The organism is Pseudomonas sp. PSE14, assembly GCF_029203285.1.
Lineage (GTDB): Bacteria > Pseudomonadota > Gammaproteobacteria > Pseudomonadales > Pseudomonadaceae > Pseudomonas.
Map to the genome: position 1 here is coordinate 4,004,697 of NZ_CP115669.1, position 17,155 is coordinate 4,021,851.

The window sequence follows — 17,155 nt, forward strand, 5'->3', positions numbered from 1 at the left end:
GCAGCTCAGGAAACCCCTGGCCGGCCAAGGCTCACAGCTCCCCGACAAACAGATAACCCTTGCTGCGCACCGTCTTGATCAGCCGCGGATGCATCGGGTCGTCGCCGATCTTCGGGCGGATGCGCGAAATGCGCACATCGATGGAACGGTCCTGGCCGTCGTATTCGATGCCGCGCAGCAGGTTGAAGATTTCCTCGCGGGAAAGAATGCGCCCGGCGTTCGACGCCAGCAGCCAGAGCAGGTCAAACTCGGCGCTGGTCAGCTCGATGGTCTGCTCGTCCAGCCAAGCCTCGCGCATGGCATTGTCGATCACCAGCTTGCCGAAGGTCAGGCGCTTGCCACCGGAAACCGGAGCAGCTTCGACCGGCTCGCTGCGCCGCAGCAAGGCGCGGATGCGCGCCAGCAACAGGCGCGGGCGTACCGGCTTGCACACATAGTCGTCGGCGCCCATTTCCAGGCCCTGAACCTGGTCCATGTCATCGGTGCGCGCGGTAAGCATCAGGATCGGGCCGTCATAGTCCGGGCGCAGGCGCTTGCAGATCGACAGGCCATCCTCGCCGGGCAGCATCAGGTCGAGCACCACCAGGTCCGGGCGTTCGGCCAGCACCCGCTCCACCGCCGCCGCGCCGTTGGACTCGATGGACACCGCCAGGCCATTGCTCTCCAGGTAATCCTGGGTCAGCTCGGCCAGTCGCTGGTCGTCCTCGACAATGAGAATGCGCGCTTCTTGTTCCACCTTGCCTCCTGATGCAGGGCGGGCCCTCCTGATTAACTGAAGCAGAAAGCCCGCGAAAGCGGCCGGCATTGTAGCCAGATTGCCCGCCGCGTCGCACGCCGGCGGCATGGACAGAGATTGCCCGGAAAGGTCAAGAGCTGCTGCGGCAAAAACACTACATATTGTGGTAGTGTTCTCCCCCTCACGACGCCACCCCACTGAGTGAAAAATCTGTCACCAACCACGACGAACGGTGAAAGGCGCTCAGCATGCGGGCTGGCGCGAGTTACCCCGCTTCACCCACATTTCACCCACATTTTATCCACAGCTTTTCCCAAGCCTCTCGCCTTGCAAACCCCCCACTAGCGCATTATCTTGTATCCCCGTTGTGGCTTACCCCTACATCTTGGGTTTGTCACAGTGAGCCGGACACAAGAAGAAAGTCGAAGTCGCGAGCCTGTTCCACGGCTCCTCCGGTTCAACCACAACGTATTCCAGCCGTACTGATGGACCAGGCGGGGCGACCCGCAAGGAGCGATTCATGTCGATGGAAACGCGGTACTGGTGTTGCAACGATAGCTTCAACACCACTAGGTATTGTGGTCCCGGCCCGTAAAGCCGGCACCCGATTTGGGCCAGGGAGGCGCTTCGGGTCTCTATCCCCCTGCTCCAAAAGAATTTTTCAGCTCGCGGTCCTGCCGCGGGCCACTGCTCTTTTCGCTCTTTATTTTCGGGCCGGCACCGACAGTGCCAGTAACACACCAATTACGAGAACGTGGAGAACACCACCCATGCAAATCGACACCACTCGCGAGAACCCGCAGGCCGCAGCGCCGCAGGCCGCCGAATCCTCCCAGGATCTGGCCGCCACCGCGCCGGGCCAGCTGCGCGTGATCAAGCGCAACGGCACCGTAGTCCCCTACACCGATGACAAGATCACCGTAGCCATCACCAAGGCGTTCCTCGCCGTGGAAGGCGGCACCGCTGCCGCCTCGTCGCGCATCCATGAGACCGTGCGCCGCCTGACCGAACAGGTCACCGCGACCTTCAAGCGCCGCATGCCCTCCGGTGGCACCATCCATATCGAAGAAATCCAGGACCAGGTCGAACTGTCCCTGATGCGTGCCGGCGAGCAGAAAGTCGCCCGCGACTACGTGATCTACCGCGAAGCCCGTGCCAACGAGCGCAAGAACGCCGGCACCGCCAGCGACATCGCCCAGCCGCACCCGAGCATCCGCATCACCAAGGCCGACGGCAGCACCCAGCCGCTGGACATGGGCCGCCTGCAGACCATCATCCGCGAAGCCTGCGAAGGCCTGGCCGAAGTCGATGGCGACCTGATCGAACGCGAAACCCTGAAGAACCTGTACGACGGCGTGGCCGAGAAGGACGTCAACACCGCCCTGGTGATGACCGCCCGTACCCTGGTCGAGCGCGAGCCGAACTACTCCTACGTCACCGCCCGCCTGCTGATGGACACCCTGCGCGCCGAAGCCCTGGGCTTCCTGGGCGTAGCCGAGAGCGCCACTCACCACGAGATGGCCGACCTCTACACCAAGGCCCTGGCCGCCTATGTCGAGAAAGGCGCCGAGTTCGAGCTGATCGACAGCAAGCTGAAAGAGTTCGACCTGGCCAAGCTGGGCGCCGCGCTGAACCACGAGCGCGACCAGCAGTTCACCTACCTCGGCCTGCAGACCCTGTACGACCGCTACTTCATCCACAAGGACGGCATCCGTTTCGAACTGCCGCAGGTCTTCTTCATGCGCGTGGCCATGGGCCTGGCCATCGAAGAGAAGGACCGTGAAGCTCGCGCCATCGAGTTCTACAACCTGCTCTCCTCGTTCGACTACATGTCGTCCACCCCGACCCTGTTCAACGCCGGCACCCTGCGTCCGCAGCTCTCCAGCTGCTACCTGACCACCGTTCCGGACGACCTGTCGGGCATCTACAACGCCATCCACGACAACGCCATGCTGTCGAAATTCGCCGGCGGCCTGGGCAACGACTGGACCCCGGTGCGCGCGCTGGGCTCCTACATCAAGGGCACCAACGGCAAATCCCAGGGCGTGGTTCCGTTCCTGAAAGTGGTGAACGACACCGCCGTCGCCGTAAACCAGGGTGGCAAGCGCAAGGGCGCCGTCTGCGCCTACCTGGAAACCTGGCACCTGGACATCGAGGAATTCCTCGAGCTGCGCAAGAACACCGGTGACGACCGTCGCCGTACCCACGACATGAACACCGCGAACTGGATTCCGGACCTGTTCATGAAGCGCGTCTTCGACGACGGCAAGTGGACCCTGTTCTCCCCGTCCGAAGTACCGGACCTGCACGATCTGACCGGCAAGGCCTTCGAAGAGCGCTACGAGTATTACGAAGCCCTGACCGAGTACAACAAGATCAAGGTGTTCAAGGTCGTCCAGGCCAAGGACCTGTGGCGCAAGATGCTCTCCATGCTCTTCGAGACCGGCCACCCGTGGCTGACCTTCAAGGACCCGTGCAACCTGCGCAGCCCGCAGCAGCATGTGGGCGTGGTCCACAGCTCGAACCTGTGCACCGAGATCACCCTGAACACCAATGCCGACGAAATCGCCGTCTGCAACCTGGGCTCGATCAACCTGGTCAACCACATCGTCGACGGCAAGCTGGACACCGCCAAGCTCGAGAAGACCGTGAAGACCGCCGTGCGCATGCTCGATAACGTTATCGACATCAACTACTACTCGGTCCCGCAGGCTCGCAACTCGAACCTCAAGCACCGTCCGGTCGGCCTGGGCATCATGGGCTTCCAGGATGCGCTGTACCTGCAGCACATCCCGTACGGCTCCGACGCTGCCATCGAGTTCGCCGACAAGTCCATGGAAGCGGTGAGCTACTTCGCCATCCAGGCTTCCTGTGACCTGGCCGACGAGCGTGGCGCCTACGAGACCTTCGACGGCTCCCTGTGGTCCAAGGGCATCCTGCCGCTGGACTCCCAGCAGATCCTCATCGAAGCCCGTGGCCAGAAGTACATCGACGTCGACCTGACCGAATCCCTCGACTGGGCTCCGGTACGTGCTCGCGTACAGAAAGGCATCCGTAACTCGAACATCATGGCCATCGCGCCGACCGCGACCATCGCCAACATCACCGGCGTATCGCAGTCCATCGAGCCGACCTACCAGAACCTGTACGTGAAATCGAACCTCTCCGGCGAGTTCACCGTGATCAACCCCTACCTGGTTCGCGACCTGAAAGTGCGTGGCCTGTGGGACCCGGTCATGGTCAACGACCTGAAGTACTACGACGGCTCCGTGCAGCAGATCGAGCGCATCCCGCAAGACCTGAAGGACCTGTACGCCACCGCCTTCGAAGTCGAGACCAAGTGGATCGTCGACGCCGCCAGCCGCCGCCAGAAGTGGATCGATCAGGCCCAGTCCCTGAACCTCTACATCGCCGGCGCCTCGGGCAAGAAGCTGGACGTGACCTACCGCATGGCCTGGTACCGTGGTCTGAAGACCACCTACTACCTCCGTGCCCTGGCCGCCACCAGCACCGAGAAGTCCACCATCAACACCGGCAAGCTCAACGCCGTGTCGGCCGGTGGCGACGAAGGCCTGCAAGCCGCTCCGGCCGCCGCGCCGCAGCCGGCCCCTGTACCCAAGGCCTGCAGCATCGACAACCCCGACTGCGAAGCCTGCCAGTAAGGGTGTAAGCGGCCCTCGGAACGGTCCGCGCGTCGTTGCCCGGCAGGTCGGCCCCCATCACGTACAGTCGTACGCTCAGGGGCTCCGACCTACCAGGCGCCTAGCGCGGCCTCGCTCCGAGGCACCGCCGAAACCACGGAGTTTCAAAGTCCCCTCTCCCTCTGGGAGAGGGCTAGGGTGAGGGGCTCTTCAGGGCCCCGTCGCCCTCAGAACAACAGCCTCCCCCGCCCGCGATGATTCGCCAGCGGAAGAAGCACAAGCTCTTAGCGTGCACTCACACACGCCACCAGACATCAGGCCGCCACAGAACGGCCATCCAGAACAGGAGAGGACCCATGCTGAGCTGGGACGAATTCGACAAAGAAGACGCCACCGAAACCAAGGCCGCCCCGGCAGTCGCCCAGGCCGCCGCGCAAAGCGCTGACAAGCTTGACTCCGAAGCCGCCGGCTCGGTTGAAGAAGCCCGCGCCGTTTCCGCCGCCGACTCCGACGCCGTCGCCCGTGCCAAGCAGGCCCTCGACGCCCTGGACATCCAGGAAGGCCTGGACGATCTCGAAGGCTCCGCCGCCCGCGTACAAGTCGGCGACAAGCAGATGATCAACGCCCGCGCCGACCTCAACCAGCTCGTACCTTTCAAGTACGACTGGGCCTGGCAGAAGTATCTGGATGGTTGCGCCAACCACTGGATGCCCCAGGAAGTGAACATGAACGCCGACATTGCCCTGTGGAAGAGCAAGGACGGCCTGTCCGAAGACGAGCGCCGCATCGTCATGCGCAACCTCGGCTTCTTCTCCACCGCCGACTCCCTGGTCGCCAACAACCTGGTGCTGGCCGTCTACCGCCTGATCACCAACCCCGAGTGCCGCCAGTACATCCTGCGCCAGGCCTTCGAGGAAGCGATCCACACCCACGCCTACCAGTACTGCATCGAGTCGCTGGGCATGGACGAGGGCGAAATCTTCAACATGTACCACGAGATCCCTTCGGTCGCGAAGAAAGCCTCCTGGGGCCTGAAGTACACCCGCTCGATCTCCGATCCCAAGTTCCAGACCGGTACCCCGGAGACCGACCGCCAGTTCCTGCGCAACCTGATTGCCTACTACTGCGTCCTGGAAGGCATCTTCTTCTACTGCGGTTTCACCCAGATCCTCTCCATGGGCCGCCGCAACAAGATGACCGGCACCGCCGAGCAGTTCCAGTACATCCTGCGCGACGAATCCATGCACCTGAACTTCGGCATCGACGTGATCAACCAGATCAAGATCGAAAACCCGCACCTGTGGGATGCCCAGATGAAGGACGAGGCCACCCAGATGATCCTCCAGGGCACCCAGCTGGAGATCGAATACGCTCGCGACACCATGCCGCGCGGCGTACTGGGCATGAATGCCGCGATGATGGAGGACTACCTCAAGTTCATCGCCAACCGCCGCCTGACCCAGATCGGCCTCAAAGAGGAATACCCGGGCACCAGCAACCCGTTCCCGTGGATGAGCGAAATCATGGACCTGAAGAAGGAGAAAAACTTCTTCGAGACCCGCGTGATCGAGTACCAGACCGGCGGCGCGCTGAGCTGGGACTGAATTAGGGGCAAGACCATAAAAGCCCACGGAAGGGCATTAGGAGTGTTTTGAAGCAAGACGTAGTCGATGTGTGGCACAAGGACGCGCCAGCTGTTTCTGAGAAATCAGAATGGACTAGAAACAAAAAACCCCGGCACCCGCTGTCACGGATGCCGGGGGTCTTTACCGCGCAGGTGAACGAAGCCCACCTACACGGGCCGTGATCAGGGGTTAACCAAAATCACGTAAGCATTTGGGGAAATGCGGGACGTGATTATGGACAACCCTGAGGCGGTGTCAACGGCTAGCCGTCGGAGCCAGCACCTCAGCTGACGAGGAAGCTCCGCCAGCACCCACTCAGAGCCCAACCAGTGGGCTCGTCCATAAACGTTCGATGAGGAAATTCTCATGAGTAAAAATCAACATGTTGTCCCACATGGCGACAACTGGGCCGTTAAAGGTGAGGGAAACTCCAAGGTAACCAAGGAGTTCGACACCCAGGCCGAAGCGATTGAGCATGCTCGCGGTATTGCGATCAACCAGAAGAGCGAGCTCTTTATCCACAATGAAAAGGGGCAGATCCGCGAGCGTAATAGCTACGGAAATGATCCCTACCCGCCCAAAGGCTGAAACCGCTGTGCCTGGCTCAAGGACGAGCCTTCCAACCTATTCACTGCACAGGAGTTATCGCTATGTTTTTTGGGATATTTGTTCTTATCTCTGGCGTTCTGTATTTGTGCGAAGTCTTCGGACTTATCGGTGCAGACGTTAAATGGGGGCTTCCGGTTGCACTGATTTGCTTCGGTGCATCAGAAGCTTGGAGAGCCTTCAGCTCTCGACAGTCCACTGCCAATAAATCTCCGACGGCCTAAAAAGGCTCAGCTGCGCATAACTGCTTGCCAGTTATGCGCAGCGCAGTTGACCCTCGCTATCCAACGCCCTACCCTCGCTCCCGGCGCCTAAGAAACGCCTTAAACCAGAGCGGTCCACCGCACCCGATAGCTTTTGCGGCTTTTTTGCGCCCGCGGCCTAGCCACGTCCGCAAGAAAGGTCACTCGCGCTGTCGGGAGTGGGCTAATACAAGACCCGCAAGGGGAATACGTCCGGCCCGTCTCTGGTGGGTTTCTTAGCTCCCGACTCCAATTACGCCCTAAGAAGCGACCAGAGGTAATGGATATGCCTTTCGCCCCCAGCCTTCGCCCCGAAGGCGCTTCGCTGTACCCAACCGCTTCCCCCTCCCTTCCGGAGGTGCGTCATGTCTGAAGAGGTCCTGATCCCCACCGTATTCACCCGCCACAAGCGCCAGCTGCGCGCCGTGCTGCTGGAAGACCAGTGCTGGTTCTGCGCCCACGACCTGGGCCGGCTGATCGGCTTTCCGCTGCTGGCCGAACGCGTGGAGCGCAACCTGGACGAGGACCAGTTCCGCCACGCCTGGATGCTCGACGGCAGCGGCGAGTACATCGATGAACTGCTGCTCAGCGAATCGGCGATGTACGCCACGCTGATCCATTACTTCCACCCGGAAAACCGCAGCATCCGCCAGTGGCTCTCGCTGCACGTCATCCCCGCCCTGCGTGACCAGCACGCCATCAGCCTTGGCGAGCCGCGCCGGGAAATACTCCAGGGGCCGACGAGCTTGTCGGTGTTGAAGTGGCAGGGGGTGGTCTGGGTGCCGTATCAGCAGTGGCCGGTATTGAGTCCGGGGCCGGAGGGGGCCTCGTAGGATGGTGTAGAGCGGAGCGAAACCCATCGTTTCGTGTGGTGACGGGTCGCGGGCCATGCCCGCGATTTTGTTTGCTTCGGGTTGGGTGTGTATGCGCCGCTTCGGTGTGTGCTGGGGGATTTTGTTTCGCCCCCTCGGGCGAGTCACTTCTTCCAAACGCCGAAGAAGTAACCAAGAAGGCTTGCCCCTGCATCCGGGTCCCGCTTCGCGGGACTTCCCTCGTTCCATCGAAGTTTCAGGGGCCCGCCGCGAAGGGCCATCCCTGGCCCATCGCGGCTCTCGCGGCATCCATGCCGCTCAACCCCTGAAACTCCGATTCCACTCGGCCTCCTGAAGGGGCGCTCCGGCGCGCTCGGATATTTCTCTGGAAATCTTTAAATCCAGAGCCAGAGCGGTGCGCATGCTTTCGTAGGAGCGGACCTTGTCCGCGAAGGCCCACCATTGCGCCCACGTTGCAGGACGAACACCTGTAGGAGCGAGCTTGCTCGCGAACAGAATTACCCGGCCGCACCGGCGTTAGGCGGTTCGCGAGCAAGCTCGCTCCTACGAAGAGCAATCCAGCATAAAGCAGCCAAAGTTGCCGGCGCGCGCAGAGTCCCGTCAGGAGGCCGAGTGGAGGTATTGCGCAGAGGGGCGAGCGGCATGGATGCCGCGAGAGGCGTAGAGGGCCATGGATGGCCCTTCTACGCCGACCCTCGGAGCGATGCCGGAAGGAGGGAACCCCGGCGAAGCCGGGGCCGGATGCCGGGACGAGCCCTTTTGGTTACTTTTCTGGCGTTTGAGAAAAGTGACTCGCCCGAGGGGGCGAAACAAAAACTCTCAGCACACACCGAAGCGGCGCAGACTCACTCGTTCCCCACGCGGGCGGTATCGCTCAGTGCATTGCAGTTGGTGGCATCAAGGCAATAGGTAAGGTAGGTCGCCTGCCGACCGCAGCCGCGAACGCCGATGGTGTATTCGGTGCGCTGGTAGCCAATGCGGTTCTGCGTGACCTTGCTCGACAGGATGCTGGACGTCACCTGCTGGCAATTGAGCTCGAACTTCGCCCGCGACTCGGTGGCGCCGATGGCGGCCTGCTGGTTGGAGGCGATGAATTCCTGATCGCTCATGCAACCGGACAGCGCGGCGGTAACTGCCAGCAGCGGCAGAAGTTTGGAAAGACCTTTCATGGTGACGCTCCTTGTGATTCCACGGGGTATGTCTTGGGCATGGAGAGTCTAGATGGCGGATTCGACATCGTTCTGCGCACTGGCCACATAAATATCCCCTGGTACTCCGAGATCGCCCCGGGAGCGGATGCTGACAAATGGCGCGAGTTCGCGAGCAGGCTCGCTCCTACAAATGTGCTGCCCTGATCTACGCTCAGTGCTGTGCGATGCACAGGAGTGACGCGATGAGCACCGATGGCAAACTGAACCTCGACGAACTCAGCCTGGTTCCCCTTGAACCGGACGAGGCGGCCCCGGCCGAGCCTGCTGCGCCTGCCAAACCGAAATTCATGGTCGATACCCGCCACGGCAAGGACCGCCGCAGCGGCACCGACCGGCGCCAGAGCATCCGTTTCGAGGCGGATCGCCGCAAGGGCGACCGGCGTGCGGGGTCGGCAGACCCTTGGTCGAAGTTCACCGACAGCTAACCGCCAGGGATGATTGCCGCATCGAGGTGGAGCTGTTAAAAGCGGAATCGACATTCAGAAAGTCGATACCGCCATGAGCGAAAGTGAAAAATCGAATACCCGCCTGTTCGACCTCGACCTGCTCCGGGCCATCGTCACGGTGGCCGACTGCGGCAGCTTCACCACGGCCGCCACGCGCCTGCACTCCACCCAGTCCACCATCAGCCAGAAGATCCGCCGCCTGGAAGAAATGGCCGGCCATCGCCTGCTGGAGCGCGGCAACCGCGATGTGCTGCCCACCGACGCCGGGGAGACGCTGCTGGGTTATGCGCGGCGCCTGCTGGCGCTGAACGACGAGATGGTCGAGGCGCTGTCCGGCGCCACGGTGGCGCTGACGGTGCGCATCGGCGTGCCGGATGACTTCGCCAGCGGCCGCACCACCGAGCAGTTGGCGGCCTTCAACCGGCGCTATCCACAGGTGAAGCTGGAGGTGACCAGCGGATTGAGCCGCGATATTTCCGCCAGCTACGACCGCGGCGAGCTGGACCTGGTGCTGCTCAAGCAACGGCAGAACGCCCGTGAGGCGGTGGCCTGCTGGCCGGAGAAGACGCGCTGGGTGGACAGCGCGAAGAACCCCTGCATCGAGCTGGACCCGCTGCCCATCGTCACCTTCCCGCCGCGCGGGGTGTACCGCGACGAGATGATCGCCGCGCTGGAGGCCGTGGGTCGACGCTGGCATATCAGCTTCACCAGTTCGAGCCTCTCCGGCATCCAGTCGGCCATTGCCGACGGCATGGGCATCGGTCTGCTGCCGCAACGGGCGGTGACGGCAGAGCACACGGTGCTGCCGAAGAACACCGGCCTGCCCTCGGTGGATGTGTTCGAAGTGGCGCTGCTGCATCGCCCGGCGGCGGACCCCAAGGTGAAGGAGCTCGCCCGTGTGCTGTCGCGGGTTCTGGCCCAGGACACGCAGGGCTGAGCGGCGCGCCCTCACATTCGATAAATGAATACGGCGGATTCCAACATTTAATTTGTGCATGAACACGCCGCTGGATATCGTGGCTCTCAGCGACGGCTAGCGCTCAGGCAGCGCGCCGCTCTGCACGAATTGTTCGCCCCGGCGCGATGCGACGGGCAGCAAGACAACAATGAGGAAATCCCCCATGGCCAAAACCAGCTATTACGCGCCGCACGGCGGGCACCCGGCACAGACCGAGCTGCTCACCGACCGCGCGATGTTCACCGAAGCCTATGCCGTGATCCCCAAGGGCGTGATGCGTGACATCGTCACCAGCCACCTGCCCTTCTGGGACAACATGCGCATGTGGGTCATCGCCCGCCCGCTGTCCGGCTTTGCCGAGACCTTCTCCCAGTACATCGTCGAGCTGGCCCCCAACGGCGGCAGCGACAAGCCGGAGCAGGACGTCAACGCAGAAGCGGTGCTGTTCATCGTCGAAGGCGAGCTGACCCTGACCCTGCAAGGCCAGGTCCACAACATGCAGCCGGGTGGCTACGCCTTCATTCCGCCGGGCGCGGACTACAAGGTGCGCAACACCTCCGGCCAGCACACCCGCTTCCACTGGATCCGCAAGCACTACCAGAAGGTCGACGGCGTACCGCTGCCGGAAGCCTTCGTCACCAACGAGCAGGACATTGAGCCGAAGGTGATGCCGGATACCGAAGGCCGCTGGAGCACCACCCGCTTCGTCGACATGAGCGACATGCGTCATGACATGCACGTCAACATCGTGAACTTCGAGCCGGGCGGCGTGATTCCCTTCGCTGAAACCCACGTGATGGAACACGGCCTGTACGTGCTGGAAGGCAAGGCGGTCTACCGCCTGAACCAGGACTGGGTCGAAGTGGAAGCCGGCGACTTCATGTGGCTGCGCGCCTTCTGCCCGCAGGCTTGCTACTCCGGTGGCCCTGGTCGCTTCCGCTACCTGCTGTACAAGGATGTGAACCGTCATATGCGCCTGACCCTGAACCAAGCGCACTGAGCGAAAGGTTCGGGCGGGAAGTCTCTCTGACTACCGCAGCGACACATGAAAAACCGGCGCCAAGGCGCCGGTTTTTCTTTGGGTGGCATTCGGGGTTGAGTGGCCGGGATTCGGTAGGGCGTACAACCGTTCGCGGTTGTACGCCGACTCACCTCGACCAGCACTGGCTCCGCAGCTGAACTCGAAGTCCCGCGAAGCCATGGTCAATCGGCGTATAACGCGGAACGGTATACGCCCTACGTCCCTGCGTACCGTGACGCGCCTCGCGTGGCAAGCGGCGCGCGGTCTGCTAAAAAAGTCTGGCTGATAGACATTTCGTACTCGCCGAGGAAGCATGCACATGGAAGTTCGGTTCTTGCCGCAGACCGAGTTCGACAACGTCCATTTCTACCGCGCCGTCACCCTGCTGATCCTGCTGGCAATGGTCGCCTTCACGCTGATCAAGCTGTTCAGCGGCGTAATCGCGCTGTTTTCCGCCCTGCCGCTGTGCCTGCTGGTGCTGGTCGGGCGCTTCACGGTGGAATGGCTGCGGGTCTCGCGAGCCGAGCCGGCCTTCATCGACAAGGGCGAGCTGGTGCTGTGCGGCAAGGACAGCCACCGGCAGATCCCCCTGGAAAAGATCAGCTCGGTACGCAGCCGCCACAGCCTGTTCATGGTGCGGCGCTATCGCTCCTGGTCGGAGCACCTGGCGTTCGTGGAGTTCACGCTGGACGGCGGCGAGCGCGTCTCCTCGCTCGCCGAGAGCCGCGTCTTCGAGCGGCCCCCCGCCTCGGGCACGCTGGCGGCGGTGGAGGCGGCCATCCTCGCGGCGAAGGTGAAGCGCCAGGCCGGCGAGCCAGGCTCTGTCAGCGGCGGTCGGTGACGGCTCAGGGCGATCCGAACATCGCCGTCCAGTAGATGCCGGCGTCGCTCTTCGGGTCGGCGGCGTAGGCCGCGCCCAGTTCGCGGAACTGCGGGTTCATCAGATTGGCGCAATGGCCGGGGCTGGACAGCCAGCTGTCCACCACCTTGCGCGCATTGCCCTGGCCGGCGGCGATGTTCTCGCCGATCTGCTGGAAGCTGTAGCCGCCCAGCTCCGCACGATCGCCGGGGGTACTGCCATCGCGGCCCTTGTGGTCGAAGTAGTTGTTGTTGGCCATGTCGCGGCTATGGCCTTCGGCGATGCTGCCGAGGGTGGCGTTCCAGGTCAGCGCGGGAGCGTTGCCGAAGTTCTGCCCGCCGCACTGGCGAGCCTGGCCGCGGGCGGCGTTGATCGCCTGCAGCAGTTGCTGGCCTTCGGCCTCCCAGGTGCCGAGCTTGCCTTGCAGCAGCGGACGGCCGAGGAGAATGCGCCAGTCGTCGCCCTCGCGGTTCACGCCAATGTCGACGAACTGCGGGTCGAGCAGCACCTGGCAGAAGCTTTCCTGCAGCGCCTTCATCGCCGCGTTCGCGTCGCGCGGACCGGTGAGGCTGAGCATGCGCACGCTGCTCATGGGATAGCCGGTCTGGTTCAGCGCGGTCTTCCAGTCGCCGACGCCGGCGGGGATCGCCAGGCGCTGCTCCACCGCCAGCGGCGGCAAGGCCTGCGAGGCGCTGCCGGCGCAGGACTGCACCTCGCCGCGATAGGCGTTGATGGCGTCAACCAGTTGCTCCTGGTCGGCGGCAATGGCGAAGGTGGCGGACAGCAGACCCAGCGAGAACAGAAGGCTACGCGGGATGAACGACGTGGCACCCATGCGGGATTCCCCTTGGCGAAATGGCGTACATGATGCGTGATTCTTTGGCGTTTGGCTGCGTTGGCGAGCAATCCGGGCCGCGTCAGGAGCCTTTGCGGCCTGCACGTGGGTTATTTCTCGGGGCGACCTGATTTGTGACAAGGCTTTGATTGACTTCGATTGCACGCCCTCCAGCCTGTCGGACAATGAAAATAACCGAGCGTTTTCCAAACAGGCTCCGAACAAGGCGGGAGGTGCTGTGTTCTACCCGCGCCGGATTTTCTTCATTACTTTCCTGCTGGCGGTGGCTGCGTCGCTGCTGGCCGGCTGGCACATGCTGCAGATGAGGCAGGATGCGCTGGCCTATGCCCAAGCCAGCGGCAAGAACACCCTGATACTGGTGGAGCGGGATCTCCACCGCGACCTGGATGTGCATCTGCAGACGCTGCAGACACTCTCCAACGTCATTGCCGGCTCGGCCACCCCCGAGCTGTCCCGGCAGGTGCTGCAGGAACTGGTGCAGGGGCACGCCGCCAGTTCCATGATGGCGGGCACGCTGGTGGTGACCGACGCGAACGGCCACTTGCTGGTGGACCTCAACCACGTCAGCGAGGCGCACAGGGACCTGTCCCGGCGCGAGTATTTCAAGGGCCCGCGTGCCAACCCTTCGCGCCTGTTCCTGAGTCACCCGTTCATGCCCTCCTATCCGACGCCCTCGCCCAGCACCGCGCTCAGCCGCGCCGTGCAGGACAAGGACGGCAAGGTTCTCGGCGTGGTCGCGGCGATCAAGGAACTGCGGCATCTGGAAACCTTCGTCCGCGAACTGGACCTGGGCAAGAACGAGGTGGTGTCGATCCGCCTGCTCGACGGCACCGCCCTGGCACAGTGGCCGGCGGCGCCAACGCGCAACCGCGAGGATGAGGCCAGGATGTTCCGCAGCTTCGTCGACAGCGGCGAGAAGGAGTTTTTCCGCCAGCAGTCCAATGGTTCGGATGCCTACTGGCGCGGCTATCGGCGCGTTGGCGACTACCCAGTGACGGTATCGGTCGAGTTGTACCGGGAGGAAATCTTCCAGACCTGGAGCGCACGCAACTGGATCACCAGCGGGCTGCTGCTGGCGATCAACAGCGCGACGATCTTCTTCGCCTTCCGCCTCAGTCGCCATCTGCGCCGCCGCGACGCCAAGGAAGACCGCCTGCGCGCCGAGGCCGACACCGATCCGCTGACCGGCCTGCACAACCGCCGCTGGTTCGACGAGAAGGCGCAATTCGAATGGCAGCGCCGCCGCGGCGGTGACGGCCACCTGGCGGTGCTGATGCTGGATATCGACCAGTTCAAGGCCTACAACGACCACTACGGCCACCCCCGCGGCGACCTGGCGCTGGTCAACGTGGCACACCTCATCCGCCAGGGCTGCCGCCGCGCGGAGGATGGCGTGGCGCGTTACGGCGGCGAGGAATTCGTGGTCATCCTGCCCGGCTGCGACCTCTCTGCCGCCGAGCGCGTGGCCGAATCGATCCGCCGCGCCGTGGAGGAAACCGCCCTGCCCCACGCCAAGGGCAAACTCGGCGTGGTGACCGTGAGCGTCGGCGTAGCGAGCACCTCGGCAACCCCGGCGGACAGCATCGAAACGCTGATCGCAGCGGCGGATGCGAACCTCTACAAGGCCAAGGCGGCGGGACGCAACCAGGTGGTGGCCTGAGTACGCCTCAGCCCGCGAGCGGCGCCATCACCTCGACTTCCTGAATGTCGAAATCGCGGCGCAGGTAGTCCATGCGCCGTTCATGGAATTCGCGCATGTGCGGCAGGGCGGTGTGCACGGCCAGATGCTCGCGGCTCTGCCAGACCTCGAAGAAGGTGAACAGGGTCGGATCATGGGCATCGCGCAGCATGTGGTACTGGACGCAGCCGTCTTCGGCGCGGCTCGGTGCGAGGTAGGCACGGAACAGGTTCTCGAAGGCGTCGGATTGTTCCGGACGAGTGTGGGCCTGGAGGATGAAGGCGTACATGAAGATTGGCTCCGGGATGGGCGGGAAAGATTGCCTATCCTGACGCAAATCAATGCTCAGCATTCGTGAGTCTCACGCACGTATCCTTTGTCCGGAAACGGGTTTTTCCGCTTCGTGCACGTCGATATCCTGCCGCCATCCAGAATTTGTCATTTTGAGACTCCCTTCGATGAAAAAGATCCTGCTGATCAATGGCGGCAAGCAGTTCGCCCATTCCGACGGCCGCTACAACGCCACCCTGCATGAGGCCGCCATCGCGTACCTCGACCGTGCCGGTTGCGACGTGAAGGAAACCTTCGTCGACGGCGGCTACGACATTGCCGAAGAAGTGCAGAAGATCCTCTGGGCCGACGTGGTGATCTACCAGATGCCAGGCTGGTGGATGGGCGCGCCCTGGACCGTGAAGCAGTACCTGGACGAGGTGTTCACCGCCGGCCACGGCAGCCTCTACGCCAACGACGGCCGCACCCGCTCCGACGCCTCGCAGAAGTACGGCAGCGGCGGCCTGCTGCAGGGCAAGCAGTACATGATCTCGGCCACCTGGAACGCGCCGCAGCAAGCCTTCGACGATCCGACCGATTTCTTCGAGGGCAAGGGCGTGGACGCGGTGTACTTCCCCTTCCACAAGGCCAACCAGTTCCTGGGCATGAGCCCGCTGCCGACCTTCCTCTGCGTGGACGTGATGAAGCGTCCGGATATCGAGGGCGATGTGGAGCGCTACCGGCGGCACTTGGCCGAGGTGTTTGGCACCCAGGCCTGACTGCGCTTCTCGCAGGTGCAACGGCCTGCGTCCGGGAAAGTCCGAGCCTGCGGTTTCCCCTCACCCCAGCCCTCTCCCTCAGGGAGAGGGAGCAGTCAGTGCCGGCTGACACCATGGCCTCATCCTGCACCGAACAGTCCCCTCTCCCGCTTGCGGGAGAGGGTTAGGGTGAGGGGCTCTTGATCTCCTGCACCACTGGACGCCCGGCATTGGGTTCCGCCCGCGAATCAGCTAGGCTTCGCCCTTTCCTACTGCCTGTTCAGGAGTTATCCCATGGCCCGTGCATCCGCCCGTCACATCCTGGTTTCCAGCGAAGCCAAGTGCAATGAACTCAAAGCTGCCATCGAAGGCGGCGCCGATTTCGCCCAGGTGGCCCGCGACAACTCCACCTGCCCGTCGGGCCGCAGCGGCGGTGACCTGGGCAGCTTCCGTCCGGGCCAGATGGTCCGCGAGTTCGACCAGGTCGTGTTCAGCGCCCCGCTGAACGTCGTCCAGGGTCCGGTGAAGACCCAGTTCGGCTACCACCTGGTGGAAGTGACCAGCCGCGAGGACTGATCCGCTTCGCCCGCGCCGTGCCCGTCGATGGGCGCGGCGCCTCCCCTCACACCGGTCCGCCCCGGGCCGCCAGCATCACCCCCAGCCCCACCAGTATCGAGCCGCACACACGCGGCATCAGGCGCTTGCCGCGCCCTTCACCCAGTACGCCCAGCAGCAGCGAGGCGAACAGCACGGCGAGCACGTCGGCGCTGGAGAACACCAGGTTGACGATCACCCCGAGGATGAAGAACTGCAGGCCCACCGGCAGGCTGGCGGCCGGGTCGACGAACTGTGGCAGGAAGGTCAGGAAGAACAGCGCGGTCTTGGGGTTGAGCATCTCCACCACGATGCTGTCGCGCAGCACCTGCGGATGCGCCTCGGCCGCTTCCTCAGCGCCTTCGAGCAGTCGGCGCTGGCCCAGGATCATCGAGCCGCCCAACCAGATCAGGTAGGCCGCACCGGCCAGCTTCAGCGCCAGGTACAGGGTGGGCGCATGGTGCAGCAACGCGGCGAGCCCGGCGCTGGCAGCGAGGATGTGCACGTAGCAGCCCAGGTGGATGCCCAGTGCCGCATGCAGGCCGGAGCGACGGCCGTGGGCGAGGGTCTGCGAGGTCATGTAGAGGATGGCGGGGCCTGGCATGCAGGCAAAGGCCAACGTCGCCAAGGCGAACGAGGCCCAGTAGGCAGATTGCAGCATGATCTGATCCTTCCCTTGATCGCGAGTGGGGTCTGGCGCCTCACAAGGGAGCGGCGAGCCAGTGACGGGAAGGTTAGGGACGTGATCCCGCTACGCACATACGGCGGTTGCCGTATTTTTTCCACGCCAGGGCGGCGCTAGGCTGTGTTCCCACAGGTTG

16 protein-coding genes are annotated in these 17,155 nt (G+C 63.3%); 11 read left to right on the forward strand and 5 right to left on the reverse strand.

Going from position 1 to position 17,155, the window contains the following annotated elements; translation table 11 throughout:
- Nucleotides 1-31 precede the first annotated feature (31 nt).
- Complete coding sequence (locus O6P39_RS18290) at nt 32-736, reverse strand: response regulator (protein WP_275607881.1); 705 nt, start codon at nt 734-736, stop codon at nt 32-34.
- Between the two features lie 770 nt (nt 737-1,506).
- Between O6P39_RS18290 and O6P39_RS18295 the strand changes: the two genes are divergently transcribed.
- From O6P39_RS18295 to O6P39_RS18310, 4 genes are all read left to right on the forward strand, one after another.
- The gene (locus O6P39_RS18295; RefSeq protein WP_275607882.1) at nt 1,507-4,398 is read left to right on the forward strand and encodes a ribonucleoside-diphosphate reductase subunit alpha; all 2,892 of its coding nucleotides are present in this window, start codon (nt 1,507-1,509) and stop codon (nt 4,396-4,398) included.
- A 335-nt stretch (nt 4,399-4,733) separates the two neighbouring features.
- On the forward strand, nt 4,734-5,981 hold the full coding sequence (locus tag O6P39_RS18300) for a ribonucleotide-diphosphate reductase subunit beta (RefSeq protein ID WP_275607883.1): 1,248 nt from the start codon (nt 4,734-4,736) through the stop codon (nt 5,979-5,981).
- 387 nt (nt 5,982-6,368) lie between these two features.
- Nucleotides 6,369-6,590 (forward strand): DUF2188 domain-containing protein, encoded by a 222-nt coding sequence (locus tag O6P39_RS18305; protein WP_275607884.1) that lies wholly within the window; start codon nt 6,369-6,371, stop codon nt 6,588-6,590.
- A gap of 625 nt (nt 6,591-7,215) precedes the next feature.
- Nucleotides 7,216-7,683, forward strand: coding sequence for a Bro-N domain-containing protein (locus O6P39_RS18310; RefSeq protein WP_275607885.1), 468 nt, complete (start codon nt 7,216-7,218; stop codon nt 7,681-7,683).
- A gap of 845 nt (nt 7,684-8,528) precedes the next feature.
- Here O6P39_RS18310 and O6P39_RS18315 read toward each other — a convergent pair.
- A complete protein-coding gene (locus tag O6P39_RS18315; protein WP_275607886.1) occupies nt 8,529-8,852 on the reverse strand; it encodes a hypothetical protein in 324 nt (107 codons plus the stop codon).
- A gap of 224 nt (nt 8,853-9,076) precedes the next feature.
- Between O6P39_RS18315 and O6P39_RS18320 the strand changes: the two genes are divergently transcribed.
- From O6P39_RS18320 to O6P39_RS18335, 4 genes are all read left to right on the forward strand, one after another.
- A complete protein-coding gene (locus tag O6P39_RS18320) occupies nt 9,077-9,319 on the forward strand; it encodes a hypothetical protein (protein WP_275607887.1) in 243 nt (80 codons plus the stop codon).
- Nucleotides 9,320-9,392: 73 nt separating this feature from the next.
- Entirely contained in the window at nt 9,393-10,277 is an 885-nt protein-coding gene (locus O6P39_RS18325; RefSeq protein ID WP_275607888.1) for a LysR family transcriptional regulator, read from the forward strand.
- Between the two features lie 184 nt (nt 10,278-10,461).
- Nucleotides 10,462-11,298, forward strand: a complete 837-nt coding sequence (locus tag O6P39_RS18330; RefSeq protein WP_152222109.1) for a bifunctional allantoicase/(S)-ureidoglycine aminohydrolase — start codon at nt 10,462-10,464, stop codon at nt 11,296-11,298.
- Nucleotides 11,299-11,638: 340 nt separating this feature from the next.
- Nucleotides 11,639-12,160, forward strand: coding sequence for a hypothetical protein (locus O6P39_RS18335; RefSeq protein WP_275607889.1), 522 nt, complete (start codon nt 11,639-11,641; stop codon nt 12,158-12,160).
- A gap of 4 nt (nt 12,161-12,164) precedes the next feature.
- Here the strand turns inward: O6P39_RS18335 and O6P39_RS18340 are convergent, their stop codons facing one another.
- Nucleotides 12,165-13,013, reverse strand: a complete 849-nt coding sequence (locus O6P39_RS18340; RefSeq protein ID WP_275607890.1) for a CAP domain-containing protein — start codon at nt 13,011-13,013, stop codon at nt 12,165-12,167.
- Nucleotides 13,014-13,251: 238 nt separating this feature from the next.
- On the opposite strand from O6P39_RS18340, the gene O6P39_RS18345 reads away from it, so the two are divergent.
- Nucleotides 13,252-14,694, forward strand: a complete 1,443-nt coding sequence (locus tag O6P39_RS18345) for a sensor domain-containing diguanylate cyclase (RefSeq protein ID WP_275607891.1) — start codon at nt 13,252-13,254, stop codon at nt 14,692-14,694.
- Nucleotides 14,695-14,701: 7 nt separating this feature from the next.
- Here the strand turns inward: O6P39_RS18345 and O6P39_RS18350 are convergent, their stop codons facing one another.
- Entirely contained in the window at nt 14,702-15,001 is a 300-nt protein-coding gene (locus O6P39_RS18350; RefSeq protein ID WP_275607892.1) for a putative quinol monooxygenase, read from the reverse strand.
- A gap of 169 nt (nt 15,002-15,170) precedes the next feature.
- On the opposite strand from O6P39_RS18350, the gene O6P39_RS18355 reads away from it, so the two are divergent.
- Nucleotides 15,171-15,761: an NAD(P)H-dependent oxidoreductase gene (locus tag O6P39_RS18355; RefSeq protein ID WP_275607893.1), complete on the forward strand. Its 591-nt coding sequence runs from the start codon at nt 15,171-15,173 to the stop codon at nt 15,759-15,761.
- A 273-nt stretch (nt 15,762-16,034) separates the two neighbouring features.
- Nucleotides 16,035-16,316: a peptidylprolyl isomerase gene (locus O6P39_RS18360; protein ID WP_152222096.1), complete on the forward strand. Its 282-nt coding sequence runs from the start codon at nt 16,035-16,037 to the stop codon at nt 16,314-16,316.
- A 46-nt stretch (nt 16,317-16,362) separates the two neighbouring features.
- Here O6P39_RS18360 and O6P39_RS18365 read toward each other — a convergent pair whose 3' ends face one another.
- A complete protein-coding gene (locus O6P39_RS18365) occupies nt 16,363-16,995 on the reverse strand; it encodes a LysE family translocator (RefSeq protein WP_275607894.1) in 633 nt (210 codons plus the stop codon).
- Nucleotides 16,996-17,155: the final 160 nt, after the last annotated feature.